We start from the raw sequence: 21547 nt of genomic DNA on the forward strand, positions 1-21547 counted from the left end.
TAATATAAATACATTTATTATGTACAATTTAATTGGAGCAGGATTAATCGTAATCGGAGCAGGAATTGGATTAGGTCAAATTGGTGGAAAAGCAATGGAAGGTATTGCTCGTCAGCCAGAAGCAACTGGTAAAATCCAAACAGCAATGATTATTATCGCTGCATTATTAGAAGGTTTAGCATTTGGTGCATTATTCTTAGGAAAATAATCCAAACAAAAAACAAAAAAACACAATTCTGTAACGGTTGGTTACAGAATGTGTTTTTAAAATTAAACAAAGAAAAAAAATTATATAATTAGTTTATAGAATGGAAACTTTATTAAACGATTTTTCACCAGGGTTATTTGTAGTATCAACTATCTTATTATTAGCTTTAATTGGGTTAATGGTAAAATTTGCTTGGAAACCAATTTTAAACTCTTTAGAAGAAAGAGAAACTGGTATAGAAGATGCTTTAGCAGCAGCAGAAAATGCTCGTAAAGAAATGCAAAACTTACAAGCTGATAATGAAAGGTTAGTAAAAGAAGCAAGAGCAGAAAGAGATGCAATGATGAAAGAAGCTAGAGATATCAGAGATAAAATGATAGCTGAAGCTAAAGAAGATGCTAAAGAAGTTACAACAAAATTAATAGAAAATGCACAAGCATCAATTCAGCAAGAAAAGCAAGCAGCTTTAGCTGAATTAAAGAAAAATGTTGCAGAATTATCTATAGGTATTGCAGAAACTGTAATTAAAAAAGAATTGTCTTCTAAAAAAGATCAACTTAAATTAGTTGAAGAAACTTTAAAAGACGTTACTTTAAACTAAAAGTATGAAAGACGCAAGAACAGCATTACGTTACGCAAAAGCTATTTTAAATCTTGCTAAAGATTCAAAAGACGAATCTGCTGTAAATAAAGATATGCAGTTAATTGCAAGTACAATATCTGAAAACAATGAGTTAGACGTTGTTTTAAAAAGTCCTGTTATAAAATCTGCAGATAAAATGAATGTTTTAAATGCAATGTTTTCTAATAAAATAAGCAACATAACATTAGGTCTTTTTAATTTATTGCAAGAAAATAAAAGAATATCTATGTTAGAGTTAATTGCAAAGCAATACTCTATCATATATGATCATGATAAACATACTCAAGTAGCTAAAGTTACAACAGCTGTTCCTATCACAAAAGATATAGAAGAGAAAGTTTTAGCTAAAATTGTTGCTTTAACTGGCAATAAAGCAAATTTAGAAAACGTAGTTAATCCAGATATTTTAGGAGGATTTATTTTAAGAGTTGGAGATGTGCAGTATGATGCAAGTATCTCTAATCACTTAAATGAATTAAAAAAAAATTTCGACAATAACGATTACATACCAAAAATTTAATTATACATCAAATTAGAAAAGATGGCAAGTATTAAACCAGCTGAAGTATCAGCAATATTAAAAGAACAATTAACAAACTTCGAAGCACAAGCTTCATTAAGTGAAGTAGGAACTGTATTACAAGTGGGTGATGGTATTGCTCGTGTTTATGGTTTATCTAATGTGCAATATGGAGAGTTAGTTGAATTCGAAAACGGACTAGAAGGTATTGTACTTAACTTAGAAGAAGACAATGCAGGTGTTGTATTATTAGGAGCATCTACTTCTATAAAAGAGGGTTCTACTGTTAAACGTACTGAAAGAATTGCTTCTTTAAGAGCAGGTGAAGGTATTGTTGGTAGAGTTGTAGACACTTTAGGAAGTCCAATTGATGGTAAAGGTCCTATTAAAGGTGAAACTTTTGAAATGCCATTAGAGCGTAAAGCTCCTGGTGTTATCTATAGAGAGCCAGTAACAGAACCATTACAAACTGGTATTAAATCTATTGATGCTATGATTCCTGTTGGTAGAGGTCAACGTGAGTTAATTATTGGAGACCGTCAAACTGGTAAATCTACTGTAGCTATTGATACAATTTTAAATCAAAAAGAATTTTTTGACGCTGGAAACCCAGTATATTGTATTTATGTAGCAGTTGGTCAAAAAGCATCTACTGTTGCTGCAATTGCTAACATGTTAGAAGAAAAAGGAGCATTAGCTTATACTACTATTGTTGCTGCAAATGCATCAGACCCTGCACCAATGCAAGTTTATGCACCATTTGCTGGAGCTGCAATTGGAGAATATTTTAGAGATACAGGTAGACCAGCATTAATTATTTATGATGATTTATCTAAACAAGCTGTAGCTTATAGAGAGGTTTCTTTATTATTAAGAAGACCTCCAGGACGTGAGGCTTATCCTGGTGATGTATTCTATTTACACTCAAGATTATTAGAAAGAGCTGCAAAAGTTATTAATGATGATACTATTGCTGCACAAATGAATGATGTACCAGCTTCTTTAGTTGGTAAAATTAAGGGTGGTGGTTCTTTAACTGCATTACCAATTATTGAAACGCAAGCAGGAGACGTATCAGCATATATCCCAACAAACGTAATTTCTATTACAGATGGGCAAATCTTCTTAGAATCAGATTTATTTAACTCTGGTGTTCGTCCAGCAATTAACGTAGGTATTTCTGTATCACGTGTTGGAGGTAATGCACAGATTAAATCTATGAAAAAAGTATCTGGTACTTTAAAATTAGATCAAGCTCAGTTCCGTGAATTAGAAGCATTTGCAAAATTTGGTTCAGATTTAGATGCTGCTACAATGAACGTGATTTCTAAAGGACAACGTAATGTTGAAATTTTAAAGCAAGCACAAAACGATCCTTTTACTGTAGAAGATCAAATTGCAATTATCTATGCAGGTTCTAAGAATTTATTAAAAGATGTTCCTGTAAATCAGGTTAAAAACTTTGAAAGAAATTACATCGATTATTTAAACGCAAAACATAGAGATATTTTAGATGTTTTAAAATCAGGTAAATTAACTGATGAAGCAACTTCTACTTTAGAAGCTGCAGCAAAAGAAATATCTAAACAATTTGCATAAATAGAAGTTAGTTTTTAGAAATATAAATACTAGAAACTAATAACTAATACCTAAAGTATGGCAAACTTAAAAGAAATACGTAATAGAATTACTTCTATTAAATCAACAATGCAGATTACATCTGCCATGAAAATGGTATCTGCTGCAAAGTTGAAAAAAGCTCAAGATGCTATTGTAGCTATGAGACCATATTCGTCTAAGTTAACTGAATTATTACAAAATTTAAGCGCAACTTTAGATGGTGATACTGGTGGAGCATATTCTAAACAAAGAGAAGTTTCTAAAGTATTGTTAGTAGTTGTAACTTCTAATAGAGGTTTGTGTGGTGGGTTTAATTCATCTATAACAAAAGAAGTTGTAAAAACTATTTCAGAAAAGTATACTGATGTTTCTGTAGATTTATTTGCCATAGGTAAAAAAGGTGCAGATGTATTATCTAAAGAATACAATGTAGTTGCTACTAGAAATGATATTTATGACGAATTAACTTTTGATAATGTAGCAGCTATTGCAGAAAAGTTAATGAACTTATTTGCTGAAGGAACTTATGATAAGATTGAGTTGGTTTATAATCAATTTAAAAATGCAGCTACTCAATTACCTCAAGTAGAGCAATTTTTACCTATAAAGCCAATTGAAGGAGGTGAAGCAATTACAAATTCTGATTATATTTTTGAACCATCAAAACTAGAAATTGTTGAAGCTTTAATTCCAAAGTCATTAAAGACTCAATTATATAAAGCCATTAGAGATAGTTTTGCTTCTGAACATGGTGCACGTATGACAGCTATGCACAAAGCAACTGATAATGCTACAGATTTAAGAGACGAATTATTATTAACGTATAATAAAGCACGTCAAGCAGCAATTACTAATGAAATTTTAGAAATTGTTGGAGGAGCTGAAGCACTAAACAACTAATAGAATCTAAATATCTATAAAAAAAGGCGAATCAATTTTGATTCGCTTTTTTTATTATAATCAACTGATAAACAGGTGTTAGTGTTTATTTAGAATTTTTGGCATACAATTTGAATATTTATAAGCATAACCATAAAACGAAGGCTTATGAAGACGCTAAAATTACTTTTAACATTATTAATTACAGGAGTACTATTTACTTCTTGTACAGCAATAATATCTGACGATGTTATTATTGAACCATCATTAGAAAATGTTGTTTCTGGTTATGATTTATGGTATGTAGATTATCATAGAACTACAGGAAATGGAGATGTACCTTATGTTTCAAGAGCATTTACATTATCATTTATAAACGGTATATTATACGCAAATAATAATATTGTAGATATTGGAAGAACAGGAAATGGATTAGGAATTGATGTGGGAACATATAGTACATTTAATGGCTATTTAGAAACTTCACATGATATTGATGGTTTTCATGATTTTGATATCACTGTTTTATCAAACAATGAAATTAGATTGTATAATTTTAATCAGAATGTAAGCTATTATTTAATAGGTTATAACGTTAATAATTTTGATTATGACAAACTGTTTTATGAAAACATAGAATATTTTTTACAAGAGTATGTAGCTTGGGAAAAAGTAGACGCTAGGGGAGGTACTCCAAATGCTTTTGATGATGAAAATTATTTACAATTTACACCAGAAAATATAACAACTTTTTATAGTTCTCAAGATAACTTTGGCACACAAGTTGATTATATTAATTGGGATTATGTAGGAGCTTATGAAGTGTTTGATGTTAATGGTTATGAAGACCTAAAAATTTTAACATTGAATTATGATAATGGAGATATAGAAGAGTTTGAATTAAGCGTTGTTAATGATGGTAGAATAAGTTTATATCATTACAATTCAGAAACTACGTACGACTTTGCAGGCAGAGGATTTGTTCAGTATTTAAAGGGTAAAAAGAATGTTAAAACTGCTAAAGATATTGTAAGGAATAACAATAGAAAACGTACTAAAGTAGAAAGAAAAACAAAGAATAAAAGAAATTAAAAATAAAGTTTGGTTAGTTGATTTTTGATTGGCTATTTCTCAGATAGCCAATTGAAAGAGAAACCACCCTGAGGAGGGTGGTTTTTTCTTTGTTAATAATTGATGAAAATTTTACATAATTAACTAAACACATAGCAAGTTGTTTTCATAATTTTAAAGAGAAATAAATTATCATTCAAATGAAAACAGCATTTATTACAGGAGCCACCTCTGGTATAGGCAAAGCAACAGCAGAGTTATTTGCAAAAAATAAGTTTAGGTTGGTTTTATGTGGCAGAAGAAAAGAAAGATTAGAAGAGCTTAGAACAAACTTAAGTAAGCTTACTCAAGTAACTACTTTACAGTTTGACGTTTCTAAGAGAGAAGAAGTTAAAAACGCAATAGCATCAATTCCAGAGGAATTTAAAAAAATAGATATTTTAATAAATAATGCAGGTAATGCACATGGCTTATCAACGATACAAGAGGGTAGTATTGATGATTGGGAAGCTATGTTAGACATTAATGTAAAAGGATTGCTTTATGTTTCTAAAGCTATTATTCCTCAAATGATAGAAAACAATTCAGGATTTATAGTAAATATTGGCTCTACAGCAGGCAAAGAAGTGTATAGGAATGGAAATGTATATTGCGCTTCAAAGTTCGCTGTAAATGCTTTAAATAAGTCTATGAGGCTAGATTTAAACGAATACAACATTAGAGTTTCAGGTATTCATCCAGGATTAGTAGAAACCGAGTTTTCTGATGTTCGTTTTAAAGGTGATTCAGATAGAGCAAAAACAGTGTATCAAGGTTATAAAGCTTTGCAAGCAGAAGATATTGCAGACATAATTCATTTTGTGGTAACAAGGCCTTATCATGTGAATATAGAAGACTTAGTTGTATATCCTACAGCGCAAGCAAGTGCAACAATTATAAATAAGAATTAATATGAAACCTTCTTCAAAAATTATTATTGGTTGCATGTCTTGGGGAAAATGGGGTAAACAGTTCTCTATTAAAGAACAAATTGATATGATTGAGTTTTGTTTAGAAAATGGCAACTCATTTTTTGATCATGCAGATTTGTATGGAGATTATACTACTGAATCTGAATTTGGTAAAGCATTACAAGAAGGTAATTTTAAAAGGGATGATTTACATATTATTACAAAATGTGGCATCCAAAATCCTGGACAAACTAGAAACAATAGTGTAAAGCATTATAATTATACAAAAGATTATATTATTTGGAGTGCAGAACAATCGTTAAAAAATCTAAAAACAGATTATTTAGATACTTTTTTACTGCATAGACCAAGTCCATTGATGAATCCTTCTGAAATAGCTGAAGGTATTACTCAACTTAAAGAAAGTGGTAAAATTAAAAACTTTGGAGTTTCTAATTTTACACCAAGTCAAGTAGATTTATTAAATGAAAAAATAAATATTTCTGTAAATCAAATTGAATTTTCTTTAACTCAAAATGCAGCAATGTCAAATGGAAGTTTAGATCAAATGCAAGTAAAAGGCATACAGCCTATGAGCTGGAGTCCTTTAGGGTCTGTTTTTAAAGAAGATAATTCACAAATAAATCGAATTAAAGTGGTTTTAAAAAAGCTATCAGAAAAATATAATGCATCAGAAGACACTTTACTGTTAGCTTGGATTTTAAAACATCCATCAAAAGTATCTCCAGTAATTGGTACAACAAATAAGCAAAGAATACAGCAAGCAAATTTTGCATTAACCATAAATTTAGAGTTAGAAGATTGGTTTTTACTTTGGGAAGCAAGTAGAGGTAAAGAAGTAGATTAGAATGATTAATAAAAGATTGCTTATTAAAAATTTACTTTCTCATAATGATGAGAATAGTTTCTATGATAAAAAGCAAAAAATAACGCTAAGCTCTAAAGAAGGCAAAGCAAAATTTCTAAAACATATATGCGCCTTATCTAACTCAAATCCTGAAAATAATTCATACATAATAATTGGTGTTAGTGATGAAGAAAATACAATTATAGGAGTAGATTTTTTCGATGATAGTAAAATTCAAAATTTGGTAAATGCGTATTTAGTAAATCCGCCAAAAATTCAATATGAAAATGTTCCTTTTCCAAGATTACCTAGACATAAAGTTGTGGGTTTGGTTACAATATACCCTAACCATAAAATATCTTCTCTATTAAAAAATGCATGGAAATATAGAAGAAAAACTATTTTTTATAGAAGAGGCAGTAACTCTATGTCTTTCTTAGGTTCAGATTTTCAACTTAAAAATACTAATAAATCTATAGTTGAATCCATTGAAAATAATGCAAGAAATAATATAGAGCTCACCTTAAATGGTGTGTTTGATTTTATGAACAATCATAAAGAAATTTATAATCCACAATACAAAGTTTTTAACGAGCAATTTGTGTTATGTTGGGCTGGAGAAAAAAAACTAATTAACGATAAAGAGTTTTTTTCTAGGGTAGATATTGAATTGATTAATGAACAAGTTCGTTTATTTTTTTCGGCTTTAGATGATGTACAAATAACTTACAACAATCACTCATTTATAGTTACAGAATATATTTTAATTGGTATAGATAATTTACAGAAACATTACCCTTTAGAAAAAACAGTAATTCATTTTAAAAATAATGGAAAGCACGATATCAAAACAGAGTTTTTGTTTGATCCACCAAAATACGACGCAGTTATAATACAGCATATTTATACCAATGCAATCGCAATTGTTTCTAAAATTATTGCAAAAAAGAAATTATCTGTACTAGATCATGAAGATGTATTTAGATTGCCTAACAATCTTTTGTTGTGTTTTTTAAACGGATTTTTAGATGCAGCAGAGCAGCTTAGAAAAGCAAAAAATTATATTAAAAATCTTGAAGACAAAACCACTTACATTAAATATAAAGAGGCTATGAGAGTAATTCGAAAAGTAAAGTATAGTTAATATTTTTCAAAAAATCCATTTAAAAACTCTCCATTATTTTTTACAATTATTTTACAAGTTGGTATTTTTCTAGACAGATGTTTTAAATTGATAATATCTTCTTGAGAGCTAGTATCACTTAAAAACAGTTCTTCTAAAGATTTATTATTTAGGTTTAATAAACCTTTGGTTGTAATATTTGTTTCATGAACCTGTAACTCTTTTAAGCTTATCATATGATTAAAATAAGAGATACTTTTATCTGTAATATTAGTTTCTTTTAGTCTTAAATATTCTAAATTACTTAGGCTAATTAAATGTGCTATACCTTTATCTGAAATACTAGTAAAAGTTAAATTTAGGTTGTTTATAGAATTACAAGTACTTAGATACTTTAAACCTTCGTCATTAATATTTGTACCATTTAAAGACACTGAATCTAAACTTGAAAAGAGAGCAAGTTTTTTAAACTCTTTCATGTTTTCAACTTGTTTATAAAGTGTTTCAAATGCAAAATGTTTACGTTTTGATTTGAAAAATTCTCCTGCGATTTCTATTAATGCTCCTTTTTTACCCATGTAAATAAAAATGAGATTTGAGATCTATTTTAGGATGCCATTTTTTTCTCATATTTTAGTTTTTAATTATTAGTTGTGATTGAAAGTTTCAATTTATAAACTTAAACTTTATTCAACTAAAATAGAATATTTCTGATAAAATATAAAAACACAACTCAAAGAGAAAGATTTCTATTCTACTATATTTTTTAAAATAGATTTTTAGATGCAGTAGATAATTTTAATCAACTAATTAATAATTTTAAAAGTGAAGTTTCAATATTGATAAAATCCAAAAAACCTTGGCCAACAAAAGCTGTAATGCAACAAATTTATGAGGCTAATCTTTGGGGTAAAAATGGAGATGATTTTTATTCTGGAGAAGGTTCTCATCATCCTAACATTGTTGTTCCTTATGTGAAAGTTGTAAGTTCTTTTTTAACGTCTTTTAAAAACCCTATAACTATTTGCGATTTGGGTTGTGGAGATTTTAATATTGGTAGTCAATTGTTGTCTTTTTCTAAAGAATATTTTGCAGTAGATATTGTTCCAGAATTAATAGAACATCTTAAAAAACAATATCCACAAAAAGAGGTTAGTTTTTTTTGTTTAGACATTGCAAAAGACGAATTACCAAAAGCAGATTGTGTTATTATTAGACAAGTGCTACAACACCTATCTAATAAAGAAATAAAAGAAATTGTTTCTAAATTATATGATTATAAATATGTGATTTTAACAGAGCATTTGCCAATAGGAAAGTTTGAAGCCAATAAAGATATTATTTCTGGACAAGGCATTCGTTTAAAGAAAAAGAGCGGATTAGATATTACAAAATCACCTTTTAATTTTAAGTTTAAAAAGACAGTTGTTTTAAATAATTTTGATTTAGAAAACAATAAAGGAAAAATTGTAACAACACTTTTTGAACTATGAAAAATACATATAACAAATAAATAACACTGTATATATACCCAAATAAAATCTATAAAAATTACGCTGTTTTAAATACTCTTTATTGTCTGGATACAAGTTGCCAAAAAGCCCTTTTACTTCCTTTATAAACAGAGGTTTTATATTGATAAGCCAATGATCTGTTTGATATACAATTTTACGGAATTTACTTCTGTAATAGGTCATAGGTAATCCCCAAAGAATAAATAAAATCAACCAAATATGTTCTTTTAAAAAAGCCATCATTTTTTAGGAAACCAAGGTATAAATGCGTTTGTTTTTTCTATGTAGTCTTTATACTTAGGTTTGGTGTTTTTTAGTGTTCTCTCTAGCATAGCCACTCCAGAAACTTTAATAATTAAGAGAGTCATAATAATACTTCCAACAATTTGCCAATAACCAGCAGCTGCTATACTAAATAATGCATAAGACCACCAAACAGCTGCATCACCAAAATAGTTAGGATGCCTTGTATATTTCCAAAATCCAGTATTTAACACTTTATCTTTATTTTCTGTATTATTTTTGAATTGATATAATTGATAATCTCCACCAGCTTCAAAACTAAATCCAACTAACCAAACTAAAATAGCCAAATAATCTAACCAATAAAGTTCACCTGAAGAGTTACTGGTTTGGATAGCTAATAAAGGTAGAGATACAATTAAAATTAACGCTCCTTGTAAAAGAAACACTTGAAAATAACTAAACCACCAATAACGCTTTTCTCCATAATCTTTTCGAAATTGTTGATACCTATAATCTTCTCCTTTACCAATGTTTCTAAAGGCTAAATAAATAGTTAAACGCAAGCCCCAAATAGAAACTAAAAAAAGTAATAACCAGTTTCTAGGTTGCATTTCTTCTAAATTATAAAAGTAAAATGCATTGACTACCACAAAACCAAAACCCCAAAAAATATCTACAATACTTACATTTTTAATGGCAATACTTAATAACCAAAGTAAGGTTACTAAAATCCAAATGATAAGTGAAGCTTGAAAAAAAAGTGTCATAGTTAAAGATACAAAATAAAAAACCAACACTTTTAAAAATTAAAAAGTGTTGGTTTTCTTGGTTTTGAGGGACTCTAAAATAACTATAAATCAAATTTAATACCTTGTGCTAAAGGTAAGTCTGTAGTATAATTTATAGTATTCGTTTGTCTACGCATATAAATTTTCCAAGCATCAGAACCAGATTCACGTCCACCTCCAGTATCTTTTTCACCTCCAAAAGCACCACCAATTTCTGCTCCAGAAGTTCCAATATTAACGTTGGCAATTCCACAATCTGAACCAGCAACAGACAAAAAGGCTTCAGCTTCACGTAAATTATTGGTCATAATTGCAGAAGATAAACCTTGAGCAACATTATTTTGAATTTCTATGGCGTTTATAACATCACCTGAATATTTTAATAAATATAAAACAGGTGCAAAAGTTTCATGTTGTACAATTTCAAAAGTATTTGAAGCTTCTGCAATAGCAGGTTTTACATAACAACCAGATTCATATCCTTCTCCACTTAAAACACCACCTTCAACAATTATGTTTCCACCTTCTGCAACTACTTTTTCTAGTGCTTTATTATACATAGCAACAGCATCTTTATCTATTAAAGGACCAACATGATTGTTTTCATCTAAAGGATTTCCAATACGCAATTGTTTATAAGCCTCTACAATAGCATTTTTAACTTTATCATAAATAGATTCGTGTATAATTAGTCTTCTTGTAGAAGTACATCTTTGGCCAGCAGTACCAACTGCACCAAAAACTGCACCAATAACTGTCATTTTTAAATCTGAATCTGGAGTAACAATTATTGCATTATTACCTCCTAATTCTAATAGAGATTTACCTAATCTTCCTGCAACTTCACTTGCAACAATTTTACCCATTCTTGTAGAGCCTGTTGCAGATACTAAAGGAACTCTAGTATCTTTTGTCATAAATTCACCAACTTTATAATCTCCATTAATTAAGCAAGAAATACCTTCAGGTAAATTATTTTCTCTTAAAACTTCAGCAATAATATTTTGACAGGCTACACCACAAAGAGGTGTTTTTTCACTAGGTTTCCAGACACAAACATCACCACAAATCCAAGCTAAAGCAGTATTCCAAGACCAAACAGCTACTGGAAAATTAAATGCAGAGATAATACCAACAATACCTAATGGATGATATTGTTCGTACATTCTGTGACCAGGTCTTTCACTATGCATGGTTAACCCATGTAATTGACGAGAGAGACCTACTGCAAAATCACAGATATCTATCATTTCTTGCACTTCTCCTAACCCTTCTTGATAGCTTTTTCCCATTTCATAAGAAACCAATTTTCCCAAAGCTTCTTTTTTTACTCTCAATTTTTCTCCAAACTGACGTACAATTTCACCTCTTAAAGGAGCAGGTTTTGTTCTCCATGTTTTAAAAGCTTCTGTAGCAGTTTGCATTACTTTTTCATAATCTTCTTTAGTGGTAGTGCTAACTTTTCCTATCAATTTTCCATCAACAGGTGAGTAGCTTTCTATTATATCTCCTGAAGAGAAATGTAAATTTCCAGTTGATGTTCCTTTATTTACTTCTTGTAAGCCTAATTCTTGCAAAGCTTTATCTATTCCAAAATCAGTCATTTTGTAGTCTAGTTTTTGTTGTTTAAATTCGAAGAACGAATTTACGAATAATTTAAGACATATATAAATTTAACAAAAACAAAGCTATTTGTTTAAAATTAAACAAAAAACATGAAAAACTTAGCCTTTACACTTTTATCATTTCTAGTATTAATAGGATGTACTCCAAATGGAAAGGAATCAAAAAATGAACAATCTCAAAAAGTGAATGATTTTGCAATAATCATTCATGGAGGTGCAGGTACTATTTTAAAGAAAAATATGACAGATGAAAAAGAAGCTGCGTATAAAGCTAAGTTAGAAGAAGCGATTAAGGTAGGACACACCATTCTTAAAAATGGAGGTACTAGCCAAGAAGCTGTTATTAAAACCATACAAGTAATGGAAGAATCACCTTTATTTAACGCTGGTAAAGGAGCAGTGTTTACAAATGCTGGCACAAATGAATTGGATGCTTCTTTTATGGATGGAAAGACTTTAAATGCTGGAGCTGTTGCTGGTGTAAAAGATGTAAAAAGTCCTATTGAATTGGCTGTAAAGGTAATGACAGATTCAGAGCATGTAATGCTTTCTGGAGAAGGCGCATCTACCTTTGCAAAAGAAAAAGGATTAGAAATCGTAGACCCAAGTTACTTTTACACAGAAAGACGATTTAAGTCTTTACAAAGAATTATAGATCGTGAGAAAACTCAGTTAGATCATGATGATAAAACTGCTGCTTTTTATGATAGTGACATTAAAAATGCCAAGTTTGGAACTGTAGGTTGTGTTGCCTTAGATAAAAATGGAAATATAGCTGCAGGAACTTCAACTGGTGGTATGACTAACAAAAGATGGGGCAGAATTGGTGATGCACCTATTATCGGTTCAGGAACATATGCGAACAACAATACATGTGGAGTTTCTTCTACGGGTTGGGGTGAGTATTTTATTAGAAGTCAAGTTGCCTATGATATTTCTGCACAAATGGAATATCAGCAAAAATCATTAAAAGAAGCTACAACAGATGTCATTCAAAATAAATTAACCAAACTTGGAGGAACAGGTGGTGTTGTTGCCTTGGATAAAAATGGTAATATGTCTTTTGAATTTAATACAGCTGGCATGTATAGAGCTTCTATGAATGATAAAGGTGATTTAGTAATAAAAATATATAACGATTAATTTACAGGTACAGTAACGTTATCAAAAATTGAGTTACCTTCTGTGTCTTTACCTTTATAAAACCTAAAAACATAATCTTCTTCTTGAAGTACATGAACAGGTATTTTTATCTCTTGCTCAATAGTAGCTTGTGTACAAGAAATTTCGTTATCTAGTAGTGCGTTTATTGCAACTATTCTAGAATTTCTTTCTATTTCATAATACACACTTCTAAAGCTGTAATAAGCATTTGGTAAATCATACTTTAAAACTAAGGTATCTACAGTTCTATATTGAAATTCTGTAGGTACAATTGCACTTTTTACTGGCAAAATCTTTAATTCTAAAATTGGATCGTTTGATGTACAACTATAAATTAATGATAGAAATAGTACAAATACAACAAGCTTTTTCATCTTTACTATTTTTTAATTAATACTTAAATACAGTAAAATAAATTTATTAAAATATCAGAAAAGATAATAAAAAAGAATTAAGCTAAATTAAAATGAATAAGCCAACCATTCTTCTGGTAAAGGCTCTACTTTTAATTCTACAACTTCGGTTTTTACCTTTTTCTTAATACCAATTCTTGATATTTTTGGAATAGATAAATTTATTCGATTTCTTTTATTAATAAAATCTAAAACCTGATTTATATCTCTTTTTCCACAAAGCACAAGACTATTCATCATTGCATTTGATTCTTTAGCCAAATCAAAAACATCAACAAAAAACTTAGGTTTATTGTCTTGATAAATTAGCCATTGAGTTTCTCTTTGAGTTGGAAGTTCTACTATCTCCTTGTATCCACTAAAAGTTAAATAAGTGGATTTGTTTAATTTTTTTGATATCATAACTGAAAGTTGGGGACTACAAATGTAGATGTAAAAATTAAAAATTGACAAGAAAAAATTGTTAAAATTTATTTATTCTTGGTAATATATTTATGCATTTAAAAATGGAAAAAGAGTAACTAGAATGTTATTTTTGCTAAGTATATGATAAACAACATTTTCTCCATAAAAAACGAAATTGAGTTTAATAAAAAGGCTTTAGAAGTTTTTAAACACCAATTTAAAAACAATAAAGTTTATCGTTCTTTTTGTGATTTGTTGTACATACATCCTTCAGATATTACTAAAATTGAAGAGATCCCTTTTTTACCTATTCAGTTTTTTAAACAAAGAAAAATAGTTTCATCTTTAGATGAAGTTGATGAAATATTTTCAAGTTCTGGCACTACAGGTAGCATAACTAGCAAACATTATGTTACAGATATAAACCTCTATAAAGAAAGTTATTTAAAAGGATTTCATCACTTTTATGGAGACATAGAAGAGTACACTGTTTTGGCGTTATTGCCTAACTATTTAGAAAGAAAAGGTTCTTCTTTGGTGTATATGGTTGATGATTTAATTCGAAAATCTAAGCAAGAAGAAAGTGGGTTTTATTTAAATAATTTAGAAGAATTAGCCAAAAAACTAACACAACCTAATCATCAACATAAGAAAGTATTGTTAATAGGAGTTTCATTTGCATTGTTAGATTTAATTGAAAAACATCAATTTAAACTAACAAATACTATAATTATGGAAACAGGAGGGATGAAAGGAAGAAGAAAAGAGCTAATTAGAAATGAACTACATCAATTGCTTTCTATAGGTTTTGGAGTAGAAAAAATTCATTCAGAATATGGAATGACAGAACTGCTGAGTCAAGCATATTCAAAAGGAAATGGAATTTTTGAAACACCACCTTGGATGAAAATTCTAACTAGAGACACAGAAGATGCATTAACCATTCAACCAACAGGAAATACTGGAGGAATTAATGTAATTGATTTAGCTAATTACAATTCTTGCTCTTTTATAGCCACACAAGATTTAGGAAAAACGCATCATAATAATACCTTCGAAATTATTGGACGTTTTGACAATTCTGATATAAGAGGTTGTAACTTAATGGTATTATAATTTATAGATTATGAAATTTTTAAAAGATTTTAAAGAGTTTGCTGTAAAAGGTAATATGATAGATATTGCTATTGGTGTAATTATTGGAACTGCTTTTAATAAGGTTGTTAATACTTTAGTAAAAGAAGTTTTTATGCCACCTTTATCATATATGACATCTAGTAATAATTGGGAAAATAAAAAAATTATTCTAAGAGATGCTTTATTTATAGAAGGTAAAGAAACAATAGAAGAAATAGCCATAGGTTATGGAAAATTAATTGAAGCTGGAATCGATTTTATTGTAATTGCTTTTAGTGTTTTTATTGTTGTAAAAGTCTTAAACAAAATGAAAAAGAAAGCAGAAGATCCAAAAAATAAAGAGGTTTCTACACCTAAAAACATTGAGTTAATGAATAAAACCAATGAACTTCTAGAAAAACAAAACCATTATTTAAAGCAATTGATTAAAAAAGAAGACTAATATTTTGTAAAGTTTAGCATTTGTTACGACTATTAAAAAGTAACTAATCAAAATCTAATGAAATATTTAATTTTACTTCTGTTTCTATCTCAGGCATTATTTTCTCAGCAAATAGATTACAATACTAAAAAAGGGTTTGTTGCAGAAGGTTATGATGTTGTTTCTTATTTTACAAAAAAAGCACCCCTAAAAGGTAACAAGAAATATGAAGCCACTTTTGAAAACGCAAAATTTAGATTTGCAACACAAGAACATTTAAATCTTTTTAAAGAAAACCCTAAAAAGTACATTCCACAATATGGAGGTTATTGTGCATATGCTGTTGCTGCTAAAAAAACAAAAATGTATATAGATGCAGATGCTTACGAAATTAGAGATGGTAAATTATATTTATTTTATAGCTCTTGGTTAGGTAGTAAATTAAAAGATTGGCAAACCGAAGACACCAAAAAACTACAAGAAAAAGCTGATAAAAATTGGCAAGAAATTAAATATAAAAAGAACTAATATGAGAAGTATTTTAGTCTTATTGTTATTGGTTACTTCAGCAGTTACTTCTCAAAATAAAAATGTTAATACCAAAAAAGGTGTTGCTGTAAATGGTTATGATGTTGTTGCTTATTTTGATAATGAACCTAAAGAAGGTTTAAATGATTTAACTCAAGTATATGAAGGAGTTACTTATAAATTTTCAATCAAAAATAATTTAGATAAGTTTATAAAAAATCCAAAAAAATATATTCCAGAATATGGTGGGTATTGTGCTTATGCTATTGGTTTAAAAGGGAAAAAGGTTTCTATAAATCCAGAAACTTTTGAGATTAGAGATGGTAAACTCTATTTATTTTATAATAAAGGTAAAACAAACACGCTTGATTTGTGGTTAAAAAACAATCCAGAAAAATTACAAAAACAAGCAGATAAAAACTGGCAAAAATTCATCAACAAATAGTGTTGATTCTATATATACATTTTGATCTATAAAAAAGAGTTGGCTTAAATCAACTCTTTTTTTCTACCTCAAATTCTGTATTCATTAATCTATCCCAAAACGTAAAATACAACCCATAATTGTAATTAAATTTTGTGTGATGTTTATCATGATGAGAAGCTCCAATAATCCATTTTTGAAACCAATTACCAAATTTTCCTGAAGGATAGACTTCTACTCCTGCATGATTAATAGTAGCAGAAATAGTCATTAAACCTAAAACAGCTAAAAAAGCATATAAATGTATAGGTAAAAAAAGCACCACTAATGGAAAAAATATAGCTTGCATAATTGTTTCTAAAGGATGAAATGAAAATGCTGTAAATGCTGAGGTATGAATGCTTTTATGATGTACCAAATGAAAATATTTATACACTTTTGGAAGATGCATCCATCTATGAGCCCAGTAATAATAAGTGTCTTGTAAAAATAAAAACAGAAAAATACTGATAGGAATATATAGCAAAGAATAAGCATTTACATCTGTATAAATGGCTGTATAATTATTTACATATAAAAAGTAGAACAATACTGATACTCCTCCAAAAATCAATCCGCTAATGGCAGACCAATAAATTTCTTTACGATACTGCTTTTTCTTTAGTCTTTTGTTGTGTAAAAATCGATTAGATAATTTATGCTTTAGTACTTTAAAAAAAGTAAAATGATATGCTAAAGAAAAAATTAAATATCTAAAGAAAATGATAAAAGTTAATGCAAAAATGAGCCATAGAATGTAGGCAGGATTGCTGAAATCAACTTTTATGTTTAGAAATAGATTACTCAACCTTTAATAAAAAATAGGTTTTCTTTCCACGTTGTAAAAGCACATATTTTTCTGCAATTAAATCTTTACTAGAAATAATATAGTCTTCTTTAACCTTTTCTTTATTTACAGAAATTGAGTTTTCTTTTAAAGCTCTTCTTGCGTCTCCATTAGATTTTAAGAAGTTTGTTTTGGCAGCTAAAGCTCCAATCATATCTAAACCAGCAGAAAAATCTTCTGAAGAAACTGTAGCTTGAGTTACCCCATCAAAAACATCTAAAAATGTTTGCTCATCTAATTTCTTTAAACTTTCTGAAGTTGATTTACCAAATAATATTTCTGAAGCTTCTAAGGCTTTTTCATACTCTTCAGCTCCATGAACTAAAACAGTTACTTCTTCTCCTAAACGTTTTTGTAATACACGTATATGAGGTGCTTCTTGATGTTCTGCAATTAAAGATGCAATAGTTTCTTTATCTAAAAAAGTAAAGATTTTTATATACTTTTCTGCATCTTCATCAGAAGTGTTTAACCAATATTGGTAAAATTTATAAGGTGATGTTCTTTTAGCATCTAACCAAACATTTCCTCCTTCAGACTTCCCAAATTTAGAACCATCAGACTTTGTGATTAAAGGGCAAGTTATTGCATATCCTTTTCCATTGCCAATTCTTCGAATTAGCTCTGTACCAGTAGTTATATTTCCCCACTGATCAGAACCACCCATTTGAATTGTAGTATCATTTTCTCTAAACAAATGCAAGAAATCATAACCTTGTACCATTTGATAAGTAAACTCTGTAAAAGACATTCCTTCTTTAGATTCAGAACCAATTCTGTTTTTTACAGAATCTTTGGCCATCATATAATTAACAGTAATGTGTTTACCTACATCTCTAATAAATTCTAAGAAAGAAAACTCTTTCATCCAATCGTAATTATTTACTAAAATCGCAGCATTTTCTGCATCAGAAGTAAAATCTAAGAAATGGCCTAATTGTGCTTTTACACATTCTTGATTATGACGTAATGTTTTTTCGTCTAATAAATTACGCTCAGAAGATTTACCTGAAGGATCACCAATCATACCAGTTGCACCACCTACTAAAGCAATAGGTCTATGACCACATCTTTGGTAATGAGCTAATAACATTATAGGTACTAAATTACCAATATGTAAAGAATCTGCAGTCGGATCAAAACCCACATATGCACTTCTCATTTTTTCTAGAAGATGTTCTTCTGTGCCTGGCATACTATCATGCAACATCCCTCTCCATTGTAATTCTTCAATAAAATTCTTCATTGTAATCAATTTATCAGTTGGCAAATATAAGTTTATCAACTAAAATATACTAAATTCGTTGTATGATTTTAGTTACTGGAGGTACAGGTTTAGTGGGCTCTCATTTGTTATATCATCTCACTTTAAAAAATGATGTGATTAGAGCTACTTACAGAACAAAATCTTCTCTAGAAAAAGTAAAAAAAGTTTTTTCTTATTATACTTCTGACACTAGTCTTTTTGATAAAATAGAATGGTGTAAAGCAGATATTACTAAAGTGCCAGATATGATTTTGGCTTTTAAATCTGTGAATCAAGTTTATCATTGTGCTGCATTTATTTCTTTTAATCCAAAAGATTATATAGAAATGCGAAAGGTAAATATTCATGGAACAGCCATTGTTGTTAACCTTTGTATTGATGCAAAAGTTGATAAACTTTGCTATGTGAGTTCTATTGCTGCAGTAGGTGATGCAAAAATAGGACAAGAATTTATTGATGAAACTTGCGAATGGAATAAAGAATTAGACAATAGTGGTTACTCTATTACTAAGTTTGGTGGAGAAATGGAAGTATGGAGAGCAAGTCAAGAAGGAGTTGATGTAGTTATTGTAAATCCTGGTGTAATTTTAGGAAGTGGTTTTTGGGATGCTGGTTCAGGTAAATTATTTAGCCAAGTGTATCATGGATTTAACTATTATACAGAAGGTGTTACAGGTTTTGTATCTGTGCAAGATGTTGTAAAAGCCATGATTCAATTAGTAAATTCTAGTATTAAAAACGAACGGTTTATTTTAGTCTCAGAAAATAAAACGTACAAAGAGGTGTTGTTTACAATAGCTGATGCTTTTGGTAAAAAAAGACCTTCTGTAAAAATAAAAAAGTGGCAAACAGAACTTTTTTGGAGGTTTGCTTGGGTAGTTTCAAAAATTACAGGAGTCACTCCTTTATTAAGTAAATATTCTGCAAGAAGTGCACATACTATTTCTAAATACTCATCAAAGAAAATTAAAGAAAAACTTGATTTTGAATTTGAGGATGTACAAGATTCGATTAATAGAATTTGTGGAAAATTTCAGCAATAACTAATTTATAATTAAACTGTCTACTTTTAATATAGAGTCTTTAATTTTAGTTTTTTGTTTTAAACTGTCTGTTTTTCTTTTTAAAGCTCTTACTTTTTTTATAGAATCTCTACGTAAAGAATCTTGCTCTTTTTTTAGTAAATCGTAAAAAGTTTTCTGCTCTTCTAATTGCTTTTTAGCATCATCATAAATTTTAATATAATCGTCTATGGTAGACATATAGTAAAAGTTACTTCTTTTAAAACGGCTACTATCAATATTAAAACGATCATACACAAAAGGCATATAATTTATGTTCTTTTGTAGGTTTTTGTTTTTTATGAATTTTGCAGAAGAAGCTTTCATTAATTCTTGCACTAATAAACTCATAGTGTCTTTAGGAATTAAATCTTTTGGTTTTTCTAAAATAGAATTACTAGTGCAAGAACACAAAATGACTGTTAAAATTAAAAAAGCAGTTTTCTTCATTTTATCTGTTAAATGTCAAACGTTTTCCTTTAATATCATCATTAAAAACACCTTCATTATAAATAAGATTACCATTCACAAAAGTATGTGTTATAGTAGATGAAAAGGTAGTTCCCTCAAAAGGAGACCAGCCACATTTATACAAAATATTTTCTTTGGTAACTGTTTGCGATTGTTTTGGGTCAATTAAAACCAAATCTGCAAAATAGCCTTCTTTTATAAATCCTCTTTTTTCAATTTGAAATAATTTAGCAGGATTATGACTCATTTTTTCTACAGCTTTTTCTATAGGAATTACACCTTCTTTTACTTTTTCTAAAATAGCTAAAACAGCATGCTGTACTAATGGTCCTCCACTTGGTGCTTTGGTGTATACATTGTTTTTTTCTTCTAAAGTATGAGGTGCATGGTCTGTTGCTAAAACATCAATTCTATCATCTAATAAAGCCTCCCACAAACCTAGTCTATCTTGTTCTGTTTTTACAGCAGGATTCCATTTAATAAATGTTCCTTTTTCATCATAATCTTTATCATTAAACCAAAGATGATGCACACAAACTTCTGCAGTAATTTGCTTTTCTTCTAAAGGAATATCATTTCTAAACAAATGAGTTTCTTTTGCTGTAGAAACATGAAAAATATGAATACGTGCTCCTGTTTTTTTAGCTAATTCTATAGCTTTAGAAGAAGAGATATAACAAGCTTCTTCACTTCTAATTACTGGGTGATATTTAATAGGAATATCATCACCGAATTTTTCTTTATAAGTAGCTGTATTTTTTCTAATGGTAGCTTCATCTTCACAATGTAGAGAAATAATCATTTTTGTAGAAGAGAAAATCTTTTCTAAAACTTCTACATCATCAACTAACATATTTCCTGTAGAAGAACCTAGAAATAATTTGATACCTGCAACCGTTTTTGGATCTGTTTTTAAAAGTTCTTCTAAATTATCATTTGTACCACCAAACATAAAAGAGTAATTTACGTAAGATGATTTAGAGGCAATTTGAAACTTGTCTTCTAATAATTTTTGATTAGTAGCTTGTGGCACTGTATTAGGTTGCTCTATAAAGGTAGTAATACCACCTGCAGCTGCTGCTCTACTTTCGGTTTCTATATTTGCTTTATGAGTTAAACCTGGTTCTCTAAAATGTACTTGATCGTCTATAAAACCAGGAATTAAATATTTACCTTCTGCATTTATAACTTTAACATTGTCTGCCACATTTATTGCTGAAGCAATTTCCTTTATTTCTTCATTTTCTATTAAAACATCTCCTTTAAATGTTTTGTTTTCGTTTACAATTGTTGCTCCTTTTATTAAATAACTCAT

26 protein-coding genes are annotated in these 21547 nt (G+C 29.2%); 16 read left to right on the forward strand and 10 right to left on the reverse strand.

Annotation, left to right across the window (positions count from 1 at the left end; translation table 11 throughout):
- The first annotated feature begins 19 nt into the window (after positions 1–19).
- The 9 genes from atpE (at position 20) to ACFOWD_RS03760 (ending at position 7903) form a co-directional block, all read left to right on the forward strand.
- The gene (gene atpE / locus ACFOWD_RS03720; RefSeq protein WP_013993139.1) at positions 20–208 is read left to right on the forward strand and encodes an ATP synthase F0 subunit C; all 189 of its coding nucleotides are present in this window, start codon (positions 20–22) and stop codon (positions 206–208) included.
- A 100-nt stretch (positions 209–308) separates the two neighbouring features.
- A complete protein-coding gene (locus ACFOWD_RS03725) occupies positions 309–809 on the forward strand; it encodes a F0F1 ATP synthase subunit B (protein WP_377408226.1) in 501 nt (166 codons plus the stop codon).
- A 4-nt stretch (positions 810–813) separates the two neighbouring features.
- Positions 814–1371 (forward strand): ATP synthase F1 subunit delta, encoded by a 558-nt coding sequence (gene atpH, locus ACFOWD_RS03730; protein ID WP_377408228.1) that lies wholly within the window; start codon positions 814–816, stop codon positions 1369–1371.
- A gap of 21 nt (positions 1372–1392) precedes the next feature.
- Entirely contained in the window at positions 1393–2970 is a 1578-nt protein-coding gene (gene atpA / locus ACFOWD_RS03735) for a F0F1 ATP synthase subunit alpha (RefSeq protein ID WP_298990755.1), read from the forward strand.
- 57 nt (positions 2971–3027) lie between these two features.
- Complete coding sequence (atpG, locus tag ACFOWD_RS03740) at positions 3028–3891, forward strand: ATP synthase F1 subunit gamma (RefSeq protein WP_377408231.1); 864 nt, start codon at positions 3028–3030, stop codon at positions 3889–3891.
- 147 nt (positions 3892–4038) lie between these two features.
- Positions 4039–4962 carry a hypothetical protein gene (locus tag ACFOWD_RS03745; RefSeq protein WP_377408233.1) on the forward strand — a complete coding sequence of 308 codons (924 nt, stop codon included), beginning with the start codon at positions 4039–4041 and terminating at the stop codon, positions 4960–4962.
- Between the two features lie 179 nt (positions 4963–5141).
- Positions 5142–5891: an SDR family NAD(P)-dependent oxidoreductase gene (locus tag ACFOWD_RS03750; RefSeq protein ID WP_377408235.1), complete on the forward strand. Its 750-nt coding sequence runs from the start codon at positions 5142–5144 to the stop codon at positions 5889–5891.
- A gap of 1 nt (position 5892) precedes the next feature.
- Positions 5893–6759, forward strand: a complete 867-nt coding sequence (locus tag ACFOWD_RS03755; protein ID WP_377408238.1) for an aldo/keto reductase — start codon at positions 5893–5895, stop codon at positions 6757–6759.
- 1 nt (position 6760) lies between these two features.
- Positions 6761–7903 (forward strand): ATP-binding protein, encoded by a 1143-nt coding sequence (locus ACFOWD_RS03760; protein WP_298990764.1) that lies wholly within the window; start codon positions 6761–6763, stop codon positions 7901–7903.
- Here the strand turns inward: ACFOWD_RS03760 and ACFOWD_RS03765 are convergent.
- Positions 7900–8460: a hypothetical protein gene (locus ACFOWD_RS03765; protein WP_377408240.1), complete on the reverse strand. Its 561-nt coding sequence runs from the start codon at positions 8458–8460 to the stop codon at positions 7900–7902. The two genes, ACFOWD_RS03760 and ACFOWD_RS03765, sit on opposite strands and share 4 nt — an antisense overlap.
- A 258-nt stretch (positions 8461–8718) precedes the next feature.
- On the opposite strand from ACFOWD_RS03765, the gene ACFOWD_RS03770 reads away from it, so the two are divergent.
- Entirely contained in the window at positions 8719–9375 is a 657-nt protein-coding gene (locus tag ACFOWD_RS03770) for a class I SAM-dependent methyltransferase (protein WP_377409606.1), read from the forward strand.
- On the opposite strand, the gene ACFOWD_RS03775 is transcribed toward ACFOWD_RS03770, so the two are convergent.
- From ACFOWD_RS03775 to amaB, 3 genes are all read right to left on the reverse strand, one after another.
- Positions 9370–9639 carry a hypothetical protein gene (locus ACFOWD_RS03775; RefSeq protein ID WP_377408242.1) on the reverse strand — a complete coding sequence of 90 codons (270 nt, stop codon included), beginning with the start codon at positions 9637–9639 and terminating at the stop codon, positions 9370–9372. The two genes, ACFOWD_RS03770 and ACFOWD_RS03775, sit on opposite strands and share 6 nt — an antisense overlap.
- The gene (locus ACFOWD_RS03780) at positions 9636–10409 is read right to left on the reverse strand and encodes a DUF1295 domain-containing protein (RefSeq protein ID WP_377408244.1); all 774 of its coding nucleotides are present in this window, start codon (positions 10407–10409) and stop codon (positions 9636–9638) included. Before ACFOWD_RS03780 ends, ACFOWD_RS03775 begins: the two co-directional genes overlap by 4 nt.
- An 83-nt stretch (positions 10410–10492) precedes the next feature.
- Positions 10493–12034, reverse strand: coding sequence for an L-piperidine-6-carboxylate dehydrogenase (gene amaB, locus ACFOWD_RS03785; RefSeq protein WP_377408246.1), 1542 nt, complete (start codon positions 12032–12034; stop codon positions 10493–10495).
- Positions 12035–12145: 111 nt separating this feature from the next.
- On the opposite strand from amaB, the gene ACFOWD_RS03790 reads away from it, so the two are divergent.
- Positions 12146–13198: an isoaspartyl peptidase/L-asparaginase family protein gene (locus tag ACFOWD_RS03790; protein ID WP_377408248.1), complete on the forward strand. Its 1053-nt coding sequence runs from the start codon at positions 12146–12148 to the stop codon at positions 13196–13198.
- Here the strand turns inward: ACFOWD_RS03790 and ACFOWD_RS03795 are convergent.
- Both ACFOWD_RS03795 and ACFOWD_RS03800 read right to left on the reverse strand, forming a co-directional pair.
- Complete coding sequence (locus ACFOWD_RS03795; RefSeq protein ID WP_377408250.1) at positions 13195–13593, reverse strand: hypothetical protein; 399 nt, start codon at positions 13591–13593, stop codon at positions 13195–13197. The two genes, ACFOWD_RS03790 and ACFOWD_RS03795, sit on opposite strands and share 4 nt — an antisense overlap.
- 87 nt (positions 13594–13680) lie before the next feature.
- On the reverse strand, positions 13681–14034 hold the full coding sequence (locus ACFOWD_RS03800; RefSeq protein WP_298990781.1) for a hypothetical protein: 354 nt from the start codon (positions 14032–14034) through the stop codon (positions 13681–13683).
- Between the two features lie 144 nt (positions 14035–14178).
- On the opposite strand from ACFOWD_RS03800, the gene ACFOWD_RS03805 reads away from it, so the two are divergent.
- The 4 genes from ACFOWD_RS03805 to ACFOWD_RS03820 are packed head-to-tail and all read left to right on the forward strand — an operon-like array spanning position 14179 to position 16568.
- Positions 14179–15153, forward strand: coding sequence for a LuxE/PaaK family acyltransferase (locus ACFOWD_RS03805; RefSeq protein WP_377408252.1), 975 nt, complete (start codon positions 14179–14181; stop codon positions 15151–15153).
- 10 nt (positions 15154–15163) lie between these two features.
- Positions 15164–15616 carry a large conductance mechanosensitive channel protein MscL gene (mscL, locus tag ACFOWD_RS03810; RefSeq protein ID WP_377408254.1) on the forward strand — a complete coding sequence of 151 codons (453 nt, stop codon included), beginning with the start codon at positions 15164–15166 and terminating at the stop codon, positions 15614–15616.
- A 57-nt stretch (positions 15617–15673) separates the two neighbouring features.
- On the forward strand, positions 15674–16123 hold the full coding sequence (locus ACFOWD_RS03815; RefSeq protein ID WP_377408256.1) for a YHS domain-containing (seleno)protein: 450 nt from the start codon (positions 15674–15676) through the stop codon (positions 16121–16123).
- Between the two features lies 1 nt (position 16124).
- On the forward strand, positions 16125–16568 hold the full coding sequence (locus tag ACFOWD_RS03820; RefSeq protein WP_377408258.1) for a YHS domain-containing (seleno)protein: 444 nt from the start codon (positions 16125–16127) through the stop codon (positions 16566–16568).
- A gap of 49 nt (positions 16569–16617) precedes the next feature.
- Here the strand turns inward: ACFOWD_RS03820 and ACFOWD_RS03825 are convergent, their stop codons facing one another.
- Both ACFOWD_RS03825 and tyrS read right to left on the reverse strand, forming a co-directional pair.
- A complete protein-coding gene (locus ACFOWD_RS03825; protein WP_377408260.1) occupies positions 16618–17394 on the reverse strand; it encodes a sterol desaturase family protein in 777 nt (258 codons plus the stop codon).
- The gene (gene tyrS, locus ACFOWD_RS03830) at positions 17387–18679 is read right to left on the reverse strand and encodes a tyrosine--tRNA ligase (RefSeq protein ID WP_377408262.1); all 1293 of its coding nucleotides are present in this window, start codon (positions 18677–18679) and stop codon (positions 17387–17389) included. The genes ACFOWD_RS03825 and tyrS overlap by 8 nt, the downstream gene beginning before the upstream one ends.
- 62 nt (positions 18680–18741) lie before the next feature.
- Between tyrS and ACFOWD_RS03835 the strand changes: the two genes are divergently transcribed.
- Positions 18742–19743, forward strand: a complete 1002-nt coding sequence (locus tag ACFOWD_RS03835) for an NAD-dependent epimerase/dehydratase family protein (RefSeq protein ID WP_377408264.1) — start codon at positions 18742–18744, stop codon at positions 19741–19743.
- On the opposite strand, the gene ACFOWD_RS03840 is transcribed toward ACFOWD_RS03835, so the two are convergent.
- Positions 19744–20211, reverse strand: coding sequence for a DUF4296 domain-containing protein (locus ACFOWD_RS03840; protein ID WP_377408266.1), 468 nt, complete (start codon positions 20209–20211; stop codon positions 19744–19746).
- Between the two features lies 1 nt (position 20212).
- Entirely contained in the window at positions 20213–21547 is a 1335-nt protein-coding gene (locus ACFOWD_RS03845) for a dihydroorotase (RefSeq protein WP_377408268.1), read from the reverse strand.

This window comes from Polaribacter marinivivus, from assembly GCF_042651285.1.
Taxonomy (GTDB): domain Bacteria; phylum Bacteroidota; class Bacteroidia; order Flavobacteriales; family Flavobacteriaceae; genus Polaribacter; species Polaribacter marinivivus.